Origin of the sequence: Aeromicrobium sp. (assembly GCF_036676885.1) — a bacterium.
In the GTDB taxonomy this organism is placed as follows: Bacteria; Actinomycetota; Actinomycetes; order Propionibacteriales; family Nocardioidaceae; genus Aeromicrobium.
Genome location: NZ_JAKFCB010000277.1, coordinates 18,932 through 35,040, shown reverse-complemented (window position 1 = coordinate 35,040; position 16,109 = coordinate 18,932). Strand labels below are relative to the sequence as shown.

At 66.9% G+C, this 16,109-nt stretch carries 11 protein-coding genes; 3 read left to right on the top strand and 8 right to left on the bottom strand.

Annotated elements, in window-relative coordinates; translation table 11 throughout:
- Positions 1–231 precede the first annotated feature (231 nt).
- Positions 232–1,077: a hypothetical protein gene (locus V6M46_RS12470; RefSeq protein ID WP_332665509.1), complete on the top strand. Its 846-nt coding sequence runs from the start codon at positions 232–234 to the stop codon at positions 1,075–1,077.
- 90 nt (positions 1,078–1,167) lie between these two features.
- Here V6M46_RS12470 and V6M46_RS12465 read toward each other — a convergent pair whose 3' ends face one another.
- Positions 1,168–1,671 carry a MarR family winged helix-turn-helix transcriptional regulator gene (locus tag V6M46_RS12465; RefSeq protein WP_332665506.1) on the bottom strand — a complete coding sequence of 168 codons (504 nt, stop codon included), beginning with the start codon at positions 1,669–1,671 and terminating at the stop codon, positions 1,168–1,170.
- A 105-nt stretch (positions 1,672–1,776) separates the two neighbouring features.
- Here V6M46_RS12465 and icmF point away from each other — a divergent pair, with 105 nt between their 5' ends.
- Complete coding sequence (gene icmF / locus V6M46_RS12460; protein ID WP_332665503.1) at positions 1,777–5,019, top strand: fused isobutyryl-CoA mutase/GTPase IcmF; 3,243 nt, start codon at positions 1,777–1,779, stop codon at positions 5,017–5,019.
- Here icmF and V6M46_RS12455 read toward each other — a convergent pair.
- From V6M46_RS12455 to V6M46_RS12440, 4 genes are all read right to left on the bottom strand, one after another.
- Positions 5,016–5,924 (bottom strand): 3-hydroxyacyl-CoA dehydrogenase, encoded by a 909-nt coding sequence (locus tag V6M46_RS12455; protein ID WP_332665517.1) that lies wholly within the window; start codon positions 5,922–5,924, stop codon positions 5,016–5,018. The two genes, icmF and V6M46_RS12455, sit on opposite strands and share 4 nt — an antisense overlap.
- 29 nt (positions 5,925–5,953) lie before the next feature.
- Positions 5,954–7,189 carry an iron-containing alcohol dehydrogenase gene (locus V6M46_RS12450; RefSeq protein ID WP_332665501.1) on the bottom strand — a complete coding sequence of 412 codons (1,236 nt, stop codon included), beginning with the start codon at positions 7,187–7,189 and terminating at the stop codon, positions 5,954–5,956.
- Positions 7,186–8,682, bottom strand: a complete 1,497-nt coding sequence (locus V6M46_RS12445) for an NAD-dependent succinate-semialdehyde dehydrogenase (protein WP_332665498.1) — start codon at positions 8,680–8,682, stop codon at positions 7,186–7,188. Before V6M46_RS12445 ends, V6M46_RS12450 begins: the two co-directional genes overlap by 4 nt.
- A 118-nt stretch (positions 8,683–8,800) precedes the next feature.
- The gene (locus tag V6M46_RS12440) at positions 8,801–9,478 is read right to left on the bottom strand and encodes a GntR family transcriptional regulator (RefSeq protein ID WP_332665496.1); all 678 of its coding nucleotides are present in this window, start codon (positions 9,476–9,478) and stop codon (positions 8,801–8,803) included.
- Positions 9,479–9,698: 220 nt separating this feature from the next.
- Between V6M46_RS12440 and V6M46_RS12435 the strand changes: the two genes are divergently transcribed.
- On the top strand, positions 9,699–11,432 hold the full coding sequence (locus tag V6M46_RS12435) for a sigma-54-dependent Fis family transcriptional regulator (RefSeq protein WP_332665495.1): 1,734 nt from the start codon (positions 9,699–9,701) through the stop codon (positions 11,430–11,432).
- Positions 11,433–11,459: 27 nt separating this feature from the next.
- On the opposite strand, the gene V6M46_RS12430 is transcribed toward V6M46_RS12435, so the two are convergent.
- Genes V6M46_RS12430 through V6M46_RS12420 form a run of 3 tightly spaced genes read right to left on the bottom strand, consistent with a single transcriptional unit; the run spans position 11,460 to position 16,101 of the window.
- Positions 11,460–12,527 (bottom strand): NADH:flavin oxidoreductase/NADH oxidase, encoded by a 1,068-nt coding sequence (locus tag V6M46_RS12430; RefSeq protein ID WP_332665514.1) that lies wholly within the window; start codon positions 12,525–12,527, stop codon positions 11,460–11,462.
- Positions 12,528–12,544: 17 nt separating this feature from the next.
- The gene (locus V6M46_RS12425) at positions 12,545–13,570 is read right to left on the bottom strand and encodes an ABC transporter permease (protein ID WP_332665492.1); all 1,026 of its coding nucleotides are present in this window, start codon (positions 13,568–13,570) and stop codon (positions 12,545–12,547) included.
- Positions 13,567–16,101, bottom strand: coding sequence for an ATP-binding cassette domain-containing protein (locus V6M46_RS12420; protein WP_332665489.1), 2,535 nt, complete (start codon positions 16,099–16,101; stop codon positions 13,567–13,569). The genes V6M46_RS12425 and V6M46_RS12420 overlap by 4 nt, the downstream gene beginning before the upstream one ends.
- Positions 16,102–16,109: the final 8 nt, after the last annotated feature.

The following is a 16,109-nucleotide window of genomic DNA, read 5'->3' as shown; positions in this document are numbered from 1 at the left end:
GGGCCACAACCGCCTCGCCGACACCCGCGCCAAGACCGTCACCTCACTGGTCAACGAGCTGCTCGAGAAGCTGCGACCCCACACCCTGACCCTGATCGAGGGCTTCGGCGTGCCGGTCGGCACCCTCAACGCAGCGATGCTGCTTAATTGAGAAAGCACGTCCGCGTCGGCTCCTGACGTGGAACACTGGCTCGGCCACCCCTCACTCACCACACAATTCGGGAGACCCCTGTGCGTAGGACCACCCTTGCCCGCGGCGGCGCGCTGCTGACCGCAGCCGCCCTCGCCCTCAGCCTCAGTGCCGGACCGGCAACAGCCGACTCCACGCAGACTGAGAAGGCGGCGTCGGTGTCCGACACCGCCGAAGCTCGAACCGGATCACCCGCGACGGGGAGCGGCTTCAGCGCACCCAGCGCTCGCGCCCAGAAGTTCCAGTCGCTTGCCGAAACCACCGAAACTGCGGCCATACCTGCCGACATCACGACCTTCTCGTTCTCCGACGGCGTGCTGTTCCGTGCCGGTGAGAACAGCGTCGACGGCCTCGTCGACGGCACCCAGGGGTCTGTGCCGATCGACCACATCGACATGAACCTGAGCCTCAACGGCGTGCCGAAGGGCACCGTCACGCTCCTCGAGGACGAGATCGGCCAGTTCGTCGACATCCTCAACACCGTCGGTGCCGGCAAGGCGCAGCTCGGGCCGAGCACGATCCACTACACGGACGGCAGCTCGAGCGTCGACGACACCATGAGCAACTACTTCCAGCTGCGGCGCTTGACCAAGTCGACCAACGCGTACGGCCTGGTCATCACCCGCAGCGGCTCACGCATCACGTTCAAGGCTCAGAACTGGAAGATCTTCAAGCCGTCGACGGGCACATACGTCCCGATGAACACGATCAAGCTCCAGTACAAGGACAGCGCCGGCAACTGGCTCACCCGGAAGACCATCGAGCTCAACGCTTACGGCACGGGGTCGTACTCGACGATCACGAGCACCAAGCGTCGCTACCGCCTGTACTACCCGACGACCGACACGATCCTGGGTTCACGCACCGTCACCAGCGCCCTGATCTGATCGATCCGTTCGAAAAGGGTCCCGTCTCCCAGGTGGGGAGGCGGGACCTTTTCGTCGACCGCTCAACCTGCTCTCGCGGAGCTCGCTTGCTCAGTCGAAGTCCCCTGCGGACGACCTGAGGCTGCGAAGGAGCTCGTACGTCTCGTCCTGCTGCTTCGCGTCGAGGCCCTTGATCGCGAAGTCGATCGACATGATCTGCGCCGTCGCCTTGGCCAGCACGGCCTCGCCCTCCGGCGTGAGCTCGGCGAACGTACGCCGGCGATCCTCGACGTCGGCGACCCGCCTGACCAGCCCCTGGGCCTCGAGCCGGTCCATCGCGTTCGTCACCGACGTCGGGTGCACCATGAGCCGCTCGCCGATCTTGCTGAGTGGCAGCCGGCCGGTCGAGCTGAACGACAGCAGCACCAGCACCTCGTAGCGCGCGAACGTGATGCCGTACGGCTTCAGGGCCGCGTCGAGCTCGGCGATGATCAGCTGCTGGACGCGCATGATCGACGTCGCGAGCCGCATCGAGGTCGGGTCACCGATGTGCTTGGTCCACAACTCCGAGGCGCGCTCGATAGGGTCGAACGGCAGCTTCGGATCGCCTGGCATGGGCACCATCGTAGGGGGAACTCGTCACACCAACTGGCATTTAGTTGGATGCCCGACTATTTTAAGGCCTAGGATTATTTTCCGCACCACCATGATCGAGGTTGCATGACGACGCAGGACTTCCACACCCCCACGCACCCCGTACGTTTCGTCACGGCTTCGGCGCTGTTCGACGGGCATGACGCGTCGATCAACATCATGCGCCGCATCCTGCAGTCGCAGGGCGCCGAGGTCATCCACCTCGGACACAACCGATCAGTGCAGGAAGTCGTCGACGCCGCGATCGACGAGGACGTGCAGGGCGTCGCGGTCAGCTCCTACCAGGGCGGCCACGTCGAGTACTTCGAGTACCTCGTCGAGTCCCTGCGCGAGCGCGGCGCCGGGCACGTCAAGGTCTACGGCGGTGGCGGCGGCGTCATCGTCCCCGAGGAGATCGCCCGGCTCCGCGAGGCCGGCGTCACGATCTTCTCCCCCGAGGACGGGCAGCGCCTCGGCCTCGCCGGCATGATCAACACGATGATCGAGGCGTGCGACCGCGATCTGTGGGACGAGCGCCAGTCCGGCGCCGACGCCGTGCTCTCCGGCGAGCGCGGCGCCCTCGCCCGCGCCATCACGGGCGCCGAGCTCGACCGGCTCGATTCGGCCTTCCTCGACACGATCCGCGCCGCCTCGGCGACGTCGGGCACCCCCGTCCTCGGGATCACCGGCACGGGCGGCTCCGGTAAGTCCTCGCTGACCGACGAGCTCGTACGCCGGTTCCGCCTCGACCAGCAGGACAAGCTGCGCATCGCAGTCATCGCGGTCGACCCGACGCGTCGGCGCGGTGGTGGAGCGCTGCTGGGCGACCGCATCCGCATGAACTCGCTCGACGGCGACCGGATCTACTTCCGCTCGCTCGCCACCCGCGGCAGCCACGAGCTCCCCGACTGCCTCCCCGTCGTGATCGACCTGGTCAAGGCCGCCGGTCACGACCTCGTGATCGTCGAGACTCCCGGCATCGGCCAGGGCGACGCCGCGATCGTGCCGTTCGTCGACAAGGCGATGTATGTCATGACGCCGGAGTTCGGCGCCGCGTCGCAGCTCGAGAAGATCGACATGCTCGACTTCGCCGACGTCGTCGCGATCAACAAGTTCGAGCGCCGCGGAGCCAAGGACGCGCTCCGGGACGTCGGGCGCCAGCTCGTCCGCAACCGCGAGGCGTTCGGGCAGAAGCCCGAGGACATGCCGGTGTTCGGCACCTCGGCCGCGACGTTCAACGACGACGGTGTGACGGCACTGTTCCAGCACCTCGTGTCGATCCTCGCGCCGGAGGGGCTCGAGGTCTCCAAGGGCATCCTGGCGCCGGCGGACGTCAAGTTCTCCAGCGGCATCGACCAGGTCGTCCCGCCCGAGCGCACGCGCTACCTCGCCGAGATCACCGAGGCCGTACGGGCGTACCACGCGACGACCGACGACCTCGTCGCCAAGGCGCGCCGGTTGCAGCGCCTCGAGGCCGTCGCCGCCGAGCTTTCGACAGGCTCAAGCGGCAACGTGCCCGGCGAGGTCGCCGAGCTCCTCGAGGACGCCCGCACGCAGCTGCCCGACGAGGTCAAGGAGCAGATCGAGGGCTGGCCCGCCGTCGTCGAGTCGTACTCCGGCGACGAGCTCGTCGTGCGCATCCGCGAGACCGACAACCACACCGCACTGACCCGCGAGTCGCTCTCCGGCACCAAGGTCCGCCGCGTCAGCCTGCCGAGGCACACCGACCACGGCGACCTGGTGACGTACTGGCGCAAGGAGAACCTGCCCGGCCGCTTCCCGTTCACCGCCGGCGTGTTCCCGTTCAAGCGCGACGGCGAGGATCCCGCCCGGATGTTCGCCGGCGAGGGCGATCCGTTCCGCACCAACCGCCGCTTCAAGCTGCTGTCCGCGGACGGCGACGCGACCCGCCTCTCCACCGCGTTCGACTCGGTCACGCTCTACGGCCGCGACCCCGACCTGCGGCCCGACATCTACGGCAAGGTCGGCACATCGGGCGTCTCGGTCGCGACGCTCGACGACATGAGGGCGCTCTACGACGGCTTCGACCTGGTGTCGCCATCGACCTCGGTGTCGATGACGATCAACGGCCCCGCGCCGACGGTCCTCGCGTTCTTCCTCAACACCGTGATCGACCAGCAGGTCGACGTGTTCCGCGCCGAGCACGACCGCGAGCCCGACGCCGAGGAGTACTCGGTCCTGCGGTCGTACGCCCTGCAGAACGTCCGCGGCACGGTGCAGGCCGACATCCTCAAGGAGGACCAGGGGCAGAACACGTGCCTGTTCTCCACCGAGTTCAGCCTGCGGATGATGGCCGACATCCAGGAGTGGTTCATCGAGAACCAGGTACGCAACTTCTACTCCGTCAGCATCTCCGGCTATCACATCGCCGAGGCCGGGGCCAACCCCATCAGCCAGCTGGCGTTCACGCTCGCCAACGGGTTCACGTACGTCGAGGCCTACCTCGCGCGCGGCATGGACATCAATGACTTCGCGCCCAACCTGTCGTTCTTCTTCTCCAACGGCATGGACGTCGAGTACTCCGTGCTGGGCCGGGTCGCCCGCCGCATCTGGGCGATCACGATGCGCGACAAGTACGGCGCCAACGAGCGCTCGCAGAAGCTCAAGTACCACGTGCAGACCTCGGGCCGCTCGCTCCACGCGCAGGAGATGAGCTTCAACGACATCCGCACGACCCTGCAGGCACTCATCGCGATCTACGACAACGCCAACAGCCTGCACACCAACGCGTACGACGAGGCCGTCACGACCCCGTCGGAGGAGTCCGTACGCCGCGCGCTCGCGATCCAGCTCGTCATCAACCGCGAGTGGGGGCTGGCGATGAACGAGAACCCGACGCAGGGCGCGTACATCATCGACGAGCTGACCGACCTGCTCGAGGAGGCCGTGCTCGCCGAGTTCGACCGCATCAACGAGCGCGGCGGTGTGCTGGGCGCAATGGAGACCGGTTACCAGCGCGGGCGCATCCAGGACGAGTCGATGCTCTACGAGCAGCGCAAGCACGACGGCTCGCTGCCGATCGTCGGCGTCAACACGTTCCGCAACCCGCACGCCGATGACCTCGAGCCGCCGAAGGTCGAGCTCGCCCGTGCGACGGAGGCCGAGAAGTCCTCCCAGCTCGAACGCGTCCAGACGTTCCACAAGACCCACCGCGACGAGGCCACCGAGGCAATCGACCGGCTCAAGCAGGCCGCGATCAGCCACGAGAACGTCTTCGCGGTGCTCATGGACGCCGCCCGGGTGTGCTCGCTGCAGCAGGTCACCGAGGCGTTCTTCGAGGTCGGCGGCCAGTACCGCCGCAACGTCTAGGCGGGTTCGAAGACGGCTTTCCAACGCATCAGCTGCTGGTCCCGCCATCGGACTCGCTCGGCCCAGCTGTCCAACGGCAGGACCGCGCGGCGCTGTCCTTCCGCGGTGGCAACGAGGTCCGGAGTCCACGGGTCATGCTGCCCTCGCTCGGCACCCATCCGCGCGTATGCCGGTCCCATCCGCTCGGCATGGGCGACCACACCTCCCCTGGTGTTGAGGTCAGCGGTCTCGAAGGGTCCGATGAAACACCACCGCCGACCCAGTCCGCTTCTCACGACTTCGTCGATGTCCTCCACCGTCGCCACGCCATCACGGAGCAGGCAGTATGCCTCTCGCAACAGCGCGCCCTGCAGACGGTTGAAGATGAAGCCTTCGGGCTCGTGGTTGACCCGTACTGTCCGCAACCCGGCTCGTCGATAGAGCGCCTCCGCCGCGTCCACGACGTCGGGATTGGTTCGCGGCGACGGGATCAGCTCGAGGACCGGGATCAGGTAGGGCGGATTGCCCGGATGCCCGCCCAGGACTCGATCAGCGCACGCCAGGTCTGCCGCGTACTGACTGGGCACGAACGCCGAGCTGGAACTCGCCAGCACCGCGCTCGTCGTCATCGAGCCCAGTCGCGCGAACAGGTCGCGTTTGAGCTGGATGTCTTCTGGTGTGCACTCCTGCACGAGCACCGCGCCGTCAAGTGATGCCGCGAGGTCATCTGTGAAGGTGATGCGGCCGGCCACCAAGGTCGCATCCTCATCTAGCAGCCCCGCTTCCGACAACATCGCGAGCCGATCTCGTATGTCAATGGTGGCGCGGTCCAGCGCACCCTCCAGCGGGTCCCACACGCGTACACCGAAGCCGGCCTGACCGAAGAGGACGGCAAAGGCCACGCCGATCGAGCCCGCTCCGATCACTGCGACCGGAGCTGTCTCGTGTTGCCCTGTCACTCGGTCCACCAGGACCGATCGCCGTCATAGCCGTGCTGCAGGATCGAGATGATGGCGTCGCGGTCGAGGTCACGAGGATTGTTGGCCGTCAGGCGCGTGGCCAGGAGCGCGTGATCCGCGACGTACTCGAACTGCGACGGCTCAAGGCCCAGGGCGCGCAGGTCGCCCGGCACGCCCAAGGCACTGAGAATCGCCTCGATCCGCACGATGCCGCCTCGGGCGAGCTCGGACGCCGAGGTGCCCTCGACGCCGAGGATCTCGCCGATCTCCGCGAACACCTCCTCGCGCACCCCGAGGTTGAACCGCATGACGTACGGCAGCAGCGCGCCCACACCGATGCCGTGGGGGGTGTGGGTCAGGGCTCCGATCGGCGACTGGATCGCGTGCGCCCCCGCTGTGCCGGCGGTGTTGATCGCCATTCCCGCCGCGAGTGCCGCGAGCATCGTGTCCGAGCGAGCAGAAAGATCTGCCGGATCGGTCGCGATGCGCTCCAAGGACGTGTTGAGCAAAGTCAGGCCGTGACGCGCATACACGTCGGTCAAAACGTTCTTGCCGACATACAGGGTCTCGTTCACCTGTTCAGGACTCGGGTTCTTCGCCCGGCCGGTGAACGCCTCCACGAGGTGCGACAGGGCATCCGCGCCGGTCGCCGCTGTCAGACCGGGCGGACAACTGAGGGTGAGCTCAGGATCGACGATCGCCACGCGCGGCTCGAGGTGGGGGCTTGCGACCCCGATCTTCATGCCCTTGTCGGCATCGAAGACCACCGAGATGCATGTGACCTCAGCGCCTGTCCCGCCCGTCGTCGGCACGGTCACGACCGGGAGGCCGGGCCCTTCCACGAGGTTCTGCCCGTACAGGTCCCGAACGTCCCCGCCACGCGCGAGCAGGATCGATGCCACCTTCGCAAAGTCCAGGCAGCTTCCGCCGCCGATGCCAACGACCACGTCCAGGTCGTGCGTTCCCAGCTCATCGACGAGCGCGACCAGATTCTCTCGCGGGAGATCCGGATCGACCTTGGCGTAGACCCGCACCTTGAGTCCGTGGTTGTTCAACGCGGCGACGATGTCCTCGAACACAGGCGTCGTCGCCATCCTCTCGTCGGTGCACAGCAGGACGTGGGTACCCAGAGCGGACACGACGTGTGGGAGCTGTGACCGCTGGCCCGGACCGAAATACACCGCGGCCGGTTGCCGGAGCAGACCCAGGCCGATCGTGTTGTCGATGCTCATGCGTGGGCACCTCGTGTCTCGTCGATCGTCACCGCAAGGTACTTGGGCTCGAGGAACTCATAGATCCCGTCGTGACCGCCCTCGCGACCCAACCCCGACGCCTTGGTGCCGCCGAATGCTGCCGCTGGATCGGCCATGATGCCGCGATTGATGCCGACCATGCCGAACTCGAGCTTCTCCGCCAGGACAAACGCGCGCGAGAGGTCATTCGTGAACAGATAGGACGCCAATCCGTACGGCGTCGCGTTGGCGAACGCGAGCGCCTCTTCACCCGACGAGACGGTGTACAGCGCCGCTACCGGGGCGAACAGCTCTTCGTTGCAGAGCTCACCGGACAGGCTGCCGGCACGGAACACCGTCGGAGCGAAGAAGTTCCCCGTCCGGTCGATGCGTGAACCACCGATGAGCAGCTCAGCGCCCGCCTCCGTGAACTGGGCGACCAGGCGAGCGACCCGTTCGAGCTGGCGCTCGGAGATGATCGGCCCGACGTCCACCCCGTCATCGAATCCATCTCCCACACGCAGCTGCGCGGCCTGCGCGATGAACTTCTGGGTGAACTCCTCTGCGATCGCTTCGTGCAGGATGATCCGGTTGGCGGCCACGCAGGCCTGCCCGGCATTGCGGAACTTGCAGACGATGGCTTCACGCACGGCGAGATCGATGTCGGCGTCGTCAAGGACGATGAACGGCCCGTCACCGCCGAGCTCCATCGATGCATTGACGATGTTCGACGCCGCCTTGGCGAGCAACGTGCTGCCGACGCCGGTCGAGCCGGTGAAGCTGATCTTGCGGAGTCGGGGATCCGACATCACCTGCTCGGACAACGCGGCCGAATCGCTGGTGTGCAGAAGGTTGACGACGCCGGGCGGGAAGCCGGCATCCTCAAGCGTCTGGACGAAGAGCGCGGCGGTCAGCGGGGTCTCCTTGGCCGACTTGATGATCACCGTGCAGCCCGCCGCCAGCGCGGCGCCCGCCTTGCGTGCCGACATCAGGAGCGGAAAGTTCCACGGGGTGATCAGGAAGCACGGTCCAACCGGCTGGTGGGTCGTGATGATGCGGTAGCCGCCCGGAGACCCGGACGCGAAGGTGCCGTGGAGGTGGGCGATCTGCTCGGCATACCACTGGAAGAATCCCGCTGACAGTGCGAACTCCCCTGCCGCCTCCGCTCTTGGCTTGCCGCTCTCCAGGACCATGACTTCCGCGAACGCATCGGCCCTCTCGACCAAGAGGGCATGCGCCGCGTGGAAGAGATTGGCGCGGGCACGCGGAGACATCGCCGCCCAGGCTTCGGCAGCGAGCACCGCCGCGTCCATGGCGAGGCTGCCGTCCTGGGGACCTGCATCGCTCATCGCGGCTATCACCTCGCCGGTGCTGGGGTTGGTGACGTCGAACGCTGACGCCGTCGAAGTCCAGCGCCCCCCGATGAACAGCTCCGTGCTGATGCGGTGCCCTCTCAGGTCGGCGAGAGCGGGGGTTCCTACGAGCGAGGTCATGCGATGCCTTCCGACGATGTTCGACGACGGCCTCACATGGTTCGTCATCTCGTATTACGATCATATGGTCGTGAAACCCTGCGGTCACGGCCCGTCGCAAATCGAGACAACTACCTCTTCAGTGCGTGCTGGCAGCCGCGCGCTGCTCGTGCTCGAGCACGGCCAGATGGCCGGCCAGGCGAATGTGCTCCTCGCACGCGTGCCGCGCAGCCACGGGGTCACGCTCCACGGCAGCCGCGTTGACGATGGACCGCAGCTCCTGCATGGACAGGGCGACGCGCTTCTCGTCGATGAACGCGTAGTGGCGGAAGATGCCAACACGGGCATGGATGGTCTGCAGGTTCGCCTCGAGGACCGGGTTGCCGGCGCCCGCGAGGAGCAACCGGTAGAACTCTTCCTTGGCCGCACCCCGCGAGGCCTCGTCCCCGTTCAGATAGCTCGAGTTCATGGAGTCGACGTGCGAAATCAGCTGCCGTGCTTGCTCATCAGTGGCGTTCTTGGCGAACAGCTCCCCGACCAGACCCTCCAGACAGCGCCGCACCTCATAGATCGCCGAGATGTCCTCAGCCGTCAGCACGGTGACGATGGGGCCCCGGTTGGGCAAGACCGAGATGAGCCTCTCGGACTCCAGCTGGCGAAGCGCCTCGCGGATGACCGTGCGCGAAACGCCGTACCGGTCACACAGCAGACCCTCGGTCAACCGCTGACCGGGCGAGAGCGCCCCCTCGAGGATGTCGGTACGAAGGAGCCGGGCAACCTCCTTGCGAAGTGGGGCCGCGTGCTGTTGCACCTTCATTCGATCTCCTCCCGAATCGTCTGCCCCGGGGAGCGCACCCAACGGTGAATCCACGGGTCCTGACGAACAGACATATCAGCATCCTATAGCGAAAATGCGAATACCGTATTACGATCACACGACGGCCGTGTCGCGGCATCCACGCAACAGGCGCGACATCGACACAGCACTCGGGGGCTTGGCAACAAGAGCTGCGTATTCGACGAGAAGGAGTGCCCGTATGGCCATGGGGACAGATGCCGATCGAATCCAGCGCGCGAAGGAGCAGGTGCTCGGGCTCCTGCAGGCCGAGACTCCCCACGACGCGGAGCTGTACCGGTCCTGGCAACGTTCGCAAGCCGCGATCGGAGTGCCCGGCAACGTCACCGACGTGCCGCAGGTGGCTGAGGAACTGCTCGACGCTCACCTCCTCGACATGTTCCAGGCACCGCTGGCCCGATTCTCGGACAGCCTGGACGGGACGGGGCTGGCCGTGCTGCTGGCCGACTCCGACGGGCAGATCCTCCAACGGTGGTGCAGCGATCGGTCCTCCGAGCGCCACCACGACCGCATCGGCACGATGCGCGGTGCCGTGTTGGCCGAGGACGTCGTCGGGACGAACGGTGTGGGGACGGTGGCCGCGACCGGCCACAGCGTGCAGATCCAGGGGATCGAGCACTTCGCCGACCTCTACCGTGACGCGGTGTGCACCGGCGGGGCCGTGAAGCACCCGATCACCGGCAAGCTGCTGGCGGTCGTCACGCTCTCGTGCAACCTCACCCCCCGCGCGGACCTTCTCTGGCCGCTGCTCAGATCCGTGACCGACCGGCTCGAGCAGCACGTCCTGGACATCGAGAAGCCGGCATCGCGCCAGGCCTTCAACGCGTTTCTCGAGCTGTCACGGTCTCAGCCAGACCCTGTGGTGGCATTCGGACCGGATGGCCTGCTGATCCAGAACCAGCAAGCCGGCCGTCTCTCCAGCGCCGACGTGAGCCAGATCCAACATCTGTGCCAGGACAACGTTCGCAGCGGTAAGTACGCAATCCAGCTATCGACCGGCTCCGTCGACCTGCAGGTGACGGCCCTCGAGTCCGGCAACAACGTCGTCGTGGTCCTCGAGCAGGAGCAGACGGTTCGCACTCCTGTCTCCGGCAGCGTCAGGTCGACGCTTTCGCAACCCGGACTCATCGGCCGGTCGCCCGAGTGGCTCACCGCCCTGCAGCAGGTCTCCCGTCACCGCGGTTCGAAGACCCCCCTGATCATTGCCGGCGAGGCGGGCGTCGGGAAGCTGTCGGTTGCGCTCGGACGGCCCCATCGCGCCGGCGAGACCTCGTCCGTGGTCGTGGACGCGGCTGAGCGACACCTTGCCGGCGGACAGGAGTGGCTCCAACGAGTCTCCGACCTCCTGTCGAAGGGCAGCGCCATCACGATCCGCGGCATCGAGACGCTCGACATTCCGGTCCTCGATGGCCTCCGAGCTCTCCTGGAAGGCTCGCCCGGACGTGGCGCGGTGTTCATGACATTGACCGCCGGGAGCCGCGAGGATGCCGCGGCATTCGCGTTGCGCTACGGCGCCCAGACCGTGTGGCTCCCACCACTTCGGGAGCGGGCCGGCGACCTGCCGAGTCTCTGGCACATCCTCGCCAAGCAGCTGGCACCCGAGGCCCGCCTCACCCTCCGCGACGAGACCGTGGACGTCCTGCGTACGTACCGCTGGCCCGGCAACCTCAAGGAGCTGCGGACGGTGATCAGCCAACTCGCCGTGGCCGGGAAGACGGGCGCGGTCGCCCCCGCCGACCTGCCGGCAAGCATGCAGAGCGCCAAGTCTCTCAGCGTCATCGAACGAGTCGAGCTGGACGCCATCCGGAACGCGTTGCGAGAGGCTGACGGAAACCGCGCCCGCGCTGCCGAGATCCTTGGCATCTCCCGTGCCACCGTCTATCGGAAGATGAAGGCCTACCGCATCACGCTCTGAGGCCGGCACACAGCTAGGGCGAAGATCTCACGGGATGCTGCCCGGGAACTTGGCCATGACGTACTGCTGCGGCCACTCTGCCCGCTGCTGCAGCTCGAGGGCAGCCCGCATCGGGAGCATGCGGTCACGGAGGAACTCCCGACCCGCGAACACCACGTCAGCGTGGCCTAGCTGGAGCACGTCCTCGAACTCGCGAGGCGTCGTCAGCAAGCCGACGGCGCTGACCGGTCCAGCCGCTGCCTTCCTGATCTCGGCCGCCAGCTCCACCTGGTATCCCGGACGGATCTGTATCTGCTGTCGAGGGTCCAGTCCGGCGCTCGAGATGTCGATCAGGTCGACGCCGCGTGCTTCGAGGAGCGGGGTCAATCGGGCGGTTTCCTCGACCGTCCAGCCGCCCTCTACCCAGTCGGTGGCAGACAGGCGTACGAAGAGGCCAGTACCTTCCGAGATCGCGGCGCGGACGGCGTCGACCACTTCGAGCAGGAGGCGCACGCGATTCTCGAATGGCCCGCCGTAGCTGTCGGACCGTAGGTTCGACAGGGGCGACAGGAACTCGTGCAACAGATAGCCGTGCGCCGCGTGGATCTCCACGACGGAGAACCCTGCCGTCTCAGCCCGCACGGCGGCGTCAACGAACGCCGACACGACGTCGTCGAGCTCGGCTGTCGTCAGAGCCCGCGGCACGGCGTAGTCGCCGTACGGCGTCGACGACGGGGCGACTGTGGACCAACCGCCGTCCTCGACCGGAACGCTTCCGTCCGGCTCCCACAGCACACGGGTCGATGCCTTGCGGCCGGCATGCGCGAGCTGGATGGCCGGGAGCGACCCCTGCGCCTCGATGAAGCTCGCGATGGTGGCCCACATGTCGGCCTGCTCGTCGTTCCAGATGCCAGCGCATCCTGGTGAGATCCGGCCCTCCGGCACCACCGCGGTCGCCTCGGCCATCACGAGCCCGGCACCACCCACAGCGAACGAGCCGAGGTGCACCAGATGCCATTGCTGCGGCACACCGTCGAGCGCACTGTACTGGCACATCGGGGACACCCACAGCCGGTTACGCGCGACATGCGAGCGGATCTTGATCGGCGTGAACAGCCTGGAGCCCGGTGCGCTCACGAAGCGACCACGGGCCGGGGCGTAAGAGGCAGCCCCGTCCGGCGTCGTTGCAGCAGACGCGGGACCAGCTCACGCACGAGGACGACGAGCAGGAGCACCAGCGACTGTGTCACGAGCTGCGAGGCGTCGGACCAACCCAGGGCCCTGAGGAGCTGACCCAGCTGGGTCAGGAATACCGCCGCGACGCCCGAGCAGACCACGCTGGACAGGCCGCCCGTGAGCGCGGTCCCGCCGAGAACCACCGCGGCGACGGATGGCAGCAGGTAGGAGTCGCCGAGGAAGAGCGCCGGCGTCTTCGTGTAACCGGCCAGCAGGACGCCGCCCATCCCGTAGCAGAGCCCGGCGAAGGCGTAGGCCACAACCTGGAACACGCTCACCCGGATGCCCATGGCCGAGGCCGCTCGGTTGCTCACGCCGACCGCGGTCAGCTTGCGACCCACGATCGAGCGCTGGGTGACGACACCGGCGACGGCGATAACGGCGACCGCGATCAAGGCCGTGTTGGGGATCGCAAGCGTCCGGTCCAGAGCGAACTGGTTGAGGTCTGCCGATGCGCCGGACGGGGTGCCGTCTGCGATAGAGAAGACGGTTCCCAGGAGCACGGCGTTCATCCCGAGTGTGGCGACCAGTGGTGAGACTCCGAAGGCCGTGACGAGGACGCCGTTGAGTGCACCGAAGAAGGCAGGAACGACGATCCCGGCGGCGACGGCCAACCCGAGAGGCCACCCGTGCCCCTGCGGCAGACCCGTGGCCAGGACGGCGCCGAGCGCGATCATGCCCGGCACGGACAGGTCGAGCCCTCGTTGCTGGACGACCAGGGTCTGGCCGGCTGCGACGATCGCGAGCACTGCGGCGAACGGCAACATGCTCAGCAGGGGCGCAGAGTTTAGGCTGCCCGGCGCGACCATGGGACTCACCGCGAACAGCGCCGCTGTCGCGATCCAGATGGCCGTGGAACGACCGGTCAGCATGCGCTGCCACATGGCAGCCCCGTGTTGAGCGGTGGGATCGATCGGAGTCATGATGCCTTCCTTGTCCTGCGGAGCTTGGCGTACAGAGCAGCGGACCCGAGCGTGATCAGCCCCGGAAGCCAGTACGACCAAGCCTGCGAGAGCCCGAGGAACGGGGAGGAGTTGAGGATCTGCTGCACCAGCAACGCAGCTGCGAGTACTCCGAGGAACGACCCGCGGCCGCCGAAGACGCTGGCTCCGGCGAGCACCACCACCGTGATGGACGACAGCGTGTAGGACAGGCTCGGACGGCCGTCGCCGATGCCGATCTGCGCCATCACGATCAGGGCGGCCGGCAGGGTCAGAAGCGAGCAGATGACGTACGAGAGGACCTGCACCCTCCTGACGTTGACGCCGAGGCTCTCGGCTGCGCCGCGGCTGGACCCGAGCGCCCGAAGCTCCACACCCCAGCGGCTCCGGCGGAGCAGTCTTTCCATGATCAGAGCGACGGCGACAGCGACGATCGTGACGATCGGCACGAACGACACGCGCGTCGAGACCTGTGCCGACACCGCCGACGAGATGACGCCGCCCGGTGTGCTCCGCAGGGTCAGATACAACCCCTGCAAGGCCATGAACATCGCCAGGGTCACCACCACAGGGTTCAGGTTGAGGTACGTCACCAGGACACCGTTGACCAGGCCAACTGCCAGCGCCACCAGGACCATCAGAACCAGTCCGACGCCGATGTTCCCGCTGTCCACGACCCAGAACGACGACACCACCACCAGGAATCCCATCAAGGGTCCGACGGACAGGTCGATGCCCGATCCCAGCACGACGACGTGTTGCGCCGTGCCCACCAGGATCAGCGGGGCCGCCATGAACAAGAGATTGTTGATGTTGAAGTCCGAGAAGTACGTGGAGTTGGTCGAGCCGACGTAGAGCGCCAGAAGCACGAAGATCAGGCCAAGGACGGCAGCCGGAGACTGGTCGCCGCTGAGCCAGCTCCGCAGCCGACCGCGACGTTCAGCCTTGGTCGATACCCGATTGCGCACCGTCGTCGACATGAGAGCCGCGCCGGTGATGCCACTCTCGGTCACGTCGTCGCCCGTGAGCTGGGCAACGATCGATCCGCGCGACATGATCAGGACCCGGTCGCACAGTCCCTCGAGCTCAACCCCGTCCGACGACAGGATCAGCACAGCCGCGCCACGATCCGCCGCATCCCTGAGGATCTGGTAGATCTCGACACGTACGCCGGCATCGACACCTTGCGTCGGCTCCTCAGCGACCAGGACGCGCGGTCGCGCCAGCAGCGTGCGTGCCAGCACGACCTTCTGCTGATTTCCACCGGACAACGACGAGATGGGCGTCGCCACCGACGGCGTCTTGATCTCGAGATTGTCGATCTGCTCACGCGCCACACGATCGGCAGCGCGGGAGCTCACGATCCCTGCTGACGAGACAGCTCCCAGGGTCGACATCACGGCGTTGTCCGCAACGGAGAGCGGAAGGAACACGCCCTCCTCATGGCGATCGGCCGGGACGTAGACCATGCCGGCAGCAGCGGATGAGGCGCTTGACCCGGATCGGACCTTGCGCCCCGAGACACTCAGGGCTCCCGAGGACGGCTCCAAGCCGACCAGCGCTCGTACGAGCGACGCCTGGCCGTTGCCCTGCACGCCGGCAAGTCCGACGATCTCTCCTGCCTTGACGGTGAACGAGACATTCTCGAAGTGCGGACCCGTCAGGTCGTCGACGACCAGCAGGTCTTCGTCGCCCACACTGCCCGCGACGCTTCCCTTGGTCGGGAACACGGTCTCCAGAGCTCGGCCGATCACCCGTTCGACGATCTGCGCCTCATCGACCTCATCAGCGCGGAACGTCCCGCGGATGCTGCCATCACGGAGCACGGTGATCCGGTCGGCGATGCGCTTGACCTCGGGAATGCGATGCGAGATGTAGACGACGGCCGTGCCGCCGGCGACGAGCTCGCGGACCCGGCGGAAGAGTCGTTCGACCTCTTCGAGGCTCAAGTGCTCCGTCGGCTCGTCCAGGACGAGGACGCGTGGTTCAAGCGCCAGCGCCTTGGCGATTTCCACCACGAATCGCTGTTCCACCGAGAGGTCGGCAACCCTGCTCCTGGCATCGATGCCCATCTCCCACCGGTCGAGTGCCTCCTGCGACCATGCGCGAGCGCCACGGAGTCCTCCGACCCGGGCATATCCGACACCGACGGCCATGTTCTCGGCAACGGTCAGGTCCGGCAGCAGGGCCGGATACTGCCGAACGATGCCGAGACCGAGCTCGCGAGCGGTATCGGGCGACCCGGCGGTCAGCTGACGGCCGGCGATCTCGATCTGTCCTGCGTCTGGCTCCAGGGCGCCGCTGGCGACCGCCATCAAGGTCGTCTTGCCCGCGCCGTTCTCACCCACCAGTGCGTGGACCTCTCCGGGAAGGACCTCGAGCGTCACGTCATTGAGGGCTCGCACGCCGGGGAATGTCTTCGTGATGGCCTTCAGCCGCAGCGCCGCGACGGCGACGGACACCTCGACGTCGGGTGTCGCGTGCGACGGAACCGCGACGCCCGAGTCAGTCATGTGGGTGC